Source organism: Bradyrhizobium sp. (genome assembly GCF_049581145.1).
Taxonomy (GTDB): Bacteria; Pseudomonadota; Alphaproteobacteria; order Rhizobiales; family Xanthobacteraceae; genus Bradyrhizobium.
On the sequence record NZ_JBAURI010000812.1, the window covers coordinates 1 to 3,247 of the forward strand.

4 protein-coding genes are annotated in these 3,247 nt (G+C 59.7%); all 4 read left to right on the plus strand.

Annotated elements, in window-relative coordinates; translation table 11 throughout:
* Positions 1-387, plus strand: a 387-nt coding sequence (locus WCB02_RS26500; protein WP_423962719.1) for a hypothetical protein, incomplete at its 5' end; no start/stop codon positions are given.
* A 356-nt stretch (positions 388-743) separates the two neighbouring features.
* Complete coding sequence (locus WCB02_RS26505) at positions 744-1,202, plus strand: sensor histidine kinase (protein ID WP_423962720.1); 459 nt, start codon at positions 744-746, stop codon at positions 1,200-1,202.
* 14 nt (positions 1,203-1,216) lie between these two features.
* Positions 1,217-1,546 carry an ATP-binding protein gene (locus WCB02_RS26510; RefSeq protein WP_423962721.1) on the plus strand — a complete coding sequence of 110 codons (330 nt, stop codon included), beginning with the start codon at positions 1,217-1,219 and terminating at the stop codon, positions 1,544-1,546.
* Between the two features lie 1,281 nt (positions 1,547-2,827).
* The coding region (locus WCB02_RS26515; protein ID WP_423962722.1) for a transposase at positions 2,828-3,247 on the plus strand (420 nt) is incomplete at its 3' end.

Here is a 3,247-nt window from a genome sequence, read left to right on the forward strand (position 1 = left end):
GTCGTCGCCGGCGCGCCGGCGCCGGACGAGGCCGCCGACATCCAGTTGCTCCGCGACCTGATCTTCGACGCCAACGCCATCGTGCTCGAGCCCTACGACAAGGCCGCGCTGACTAGAGGCAAGACACCCGATTTCAAGTTGGTGAAGGACGGCGAGTTAGTCGGCTACTGTGAAGTGAAATCGCTCTTCGACCCAGAAGTTCTGGAGGATCCCCCGGAGGGCGCCATGGCCCTCCGGAAGAACCTACCATTCTACCGCAAAGTGGGTCAGCACGTGCGTGGCGCGGTCGAACAACTCGATGCGGAAAATCCAGCCCACGACAATTCTCCTTCTCGAGAATGCACTGACTTCGCATGCGTTGACGCCGGCTCGGATCGCGGTCCTTGAACTTCTTGCGTCACAGGCGGCGATCTCGCTGGAGAACACGCGCCTTCATGGCGACCTTCGGGCGAGCGAGGCGAAAGTTCGTCGCCTTGTTGACTCCAATATCATTGGCATTCTGATCGGAATCCCGACGGTCACGTTCAGGAGGCCAATCAGGCGTTTCTCCGGATTGTTGGATATGATCGGGCGGATGTGGCGGCGGGTAGATTGCGCCGAGCAGAGCTGACGCCGCCGGAATGGCATGACCGGACGAGCGGCCTGTCGCTGAAATGAGGGCGACCGGAACCGTCCAGCCGTTCGAGAAGGAGTACTTCCGGAAGGATGGCAGTCGCGTCCCGGTTCTGATTGGAGGAGCGACGTTGGATGAAGAGGGAGATGCGGTTGTCATTTTCGCCGTCGACCTGAGCGAGCGAAAGCGCGCCGAGTCGGAACTGGCGCACGCGAGCCGTGTCGCGACGATGGGCGAACTGTCGGCCTCCATTGCCCACGAAGTCAACCAGCCTATTGCTGCCACGCTGATGAATGCCGGGACCGCTGTCCGCTGGCTCGCCCGTCAGCCGCCGAACTTGCAAGAAGTCAAGCAGTCGCTCGACCGCATTATCAACGACAGCAAGCGAGCCGGCGATATTGTGCGTCGTATCCGGGATTTCGCCAAAAAGGTCCCGGTGCGGACGGAAGAGCTGGAAATCAACGACGCAATTTTGGAGACTATGAGTCTGGCCCGTGCGGCGATATCAGAGCATGGCGTCTTGGTGAGGATGCAGCTGTCAGAGGGGTTGCAGCCGTTTTGGGTGACAGAGTCCAATTGCAGCAGGTGATCCCGAACCTGATCATGAACGCCGTTGAAGCGATGAGCGAGGTCAGAGAACGACCACGCGAATTGCTGATCAATACGAGCGAGACAGAATCCGGCGCCGTGCTTGTGAAGTTCAGCGATTCCGGCATGGGCCTGCCTCAAGCCGATCCCGAGCGCATCTTCAAGGCTTTCTACACCACCAAGTCGAGCGGCTTGGGGATTGGGTTGTCGATCTGCCGCTCGATCGTCGAAGCTCATGGCGGTCGGCTATGGGCTACACCGAACGAGCCGCACGGCGCCGTTTTTCGCATTGTGCTGCCGGTAGACGAAAAATCCGCCGATACACTGGAGTCCGCGAGCCTTTAACCGCATCAGCATGACGTCGCTGTACTCTGCGCAGGCGAATGGTCTTTCCTTAGCGCCAGCTGCTCTGCATTGAGGATGGCATCATTCAGCCCCGCGATTATTCTTTGACCCCATTTGCCGAGTTTATCTCGCTTCTTCGCCGATCCTGAAGGCTACCTGAAGAAACTGCTCGGGTTGAGTTCCTTGATAGTCGTGTTTAGGAGCCACATCGCGGTCGAGCCGATAGAAGACCGCACGCTCGATTCCACTACCGCCATGGCCGTGACCGTCAGGAACGTCAGGAGCATTCCGAGTGCAACTAGACCGCGCCATCCAGTTCCCTGAAGTCTGTAGTGCCGTCCGATTTTGAAATCGAAATCCCTCATGACTCTTTATCTCTAGGGCGGGGCCAAGCCAAAACGCTCGCGCCGTCTCGTTCTACGGTGCTGAACCAAGAGAGTCCTGGCCAGTAGGCGTTTTCGAGAGAATCACGCAGCCCTGCTCTCTTGCGACCTTCGCGCAGTACCGGGTTGACTAGGCCTTCCGCGCGTCCGTGAGTCGCTAGCGATTCGCATGCTCGTCCAATCATCTGCTCCGCATCCTTCTCTGCGATCGCTTCGTCGAGCGAGTTAAACTCGCTTCCCACGACATCGACGTAAGTTGAGCTACGCATTGCCTCGCCTTTCGTGAACTTTGTCGCCCGCACGTACGCGAGCGAAAACCTAGCGAGGCGGGTTAAGACGATTGAAGCGATCGCCAGACTGCCCATCGTCTCACGTGAGAAACGCGGAAAAGTGGTCGCTGGAACGAACGCAATATGTTGGACAGAGTGATTCCGATCGTGAAAGAGATCGCGGGCTGCGGCGGGACCCAGGGTTGCATCGGGATCCGATGCGGAGCTCTGCAGCGAGGTCGCGATCGGCGAAGCGATTGTAATCATGGTTGCGATAACTCCGTCTGGAGGCCCGGTGCTATTGCCGGCCATTGCTGGTTCCAGACTAAGTCATGTGACGTGGACTGCGGGTGCCCCTTTGTGCATCTCAAGGCACGTGCGTGACTGTACCCCCAACATGAATGACCAGAGCCTCAATGCCGGTGCTCCGGAATCAACAAAAATTTCTACATCACGGCGGGGTCGGCTTTAGCTCACAACTGTTGGCAGAAGAGATCGAAGCCGCATAAAACTAGCTGCGGCGCACTAGAAAATGTCACAACCCAGCGCCCGGTGTATCCCTCCGGTAGCGGCCGCCTCGCGGGATAGGTGAGACTCTGAGTTACGTGAGTATTCACAGGAGTACTCACGTGACGAACGGGCGGGTTGATGTCGTCACATCGGTCGAGCGACGACGGCGCTGGAGTGCTGCGGAGAAGCAGCGGCTGGTCGCGTCGACGCCGGATCCGGGCGCGTGCGTGTCAGCGGTTGCCCGAGAAGCCAGGGTTCATCCGAACCAGCTGTGGGGCTGGCGACGGCAGATGCAGGCGGCTGCGCCCGTCCACTTCACGCCGGTGCGCGTTGCGGAGGAAGAACCATCGATCGTGGCCGCGCATGCGCGCATGTCGGCGCTGGGACGATCGAGGTCGGGCTGTCCGGGGCGCGGTTGCGGATCTCCGGAGCGGCAGATAGCGCGACGCACACGGCCGTGCTGGCCGCGCTGGCAGCATGCCGGCGCCGATGATCCCGATCTCCCCCGGCGTGCGGGTGCACGAAAAGCAAAAGTCAGT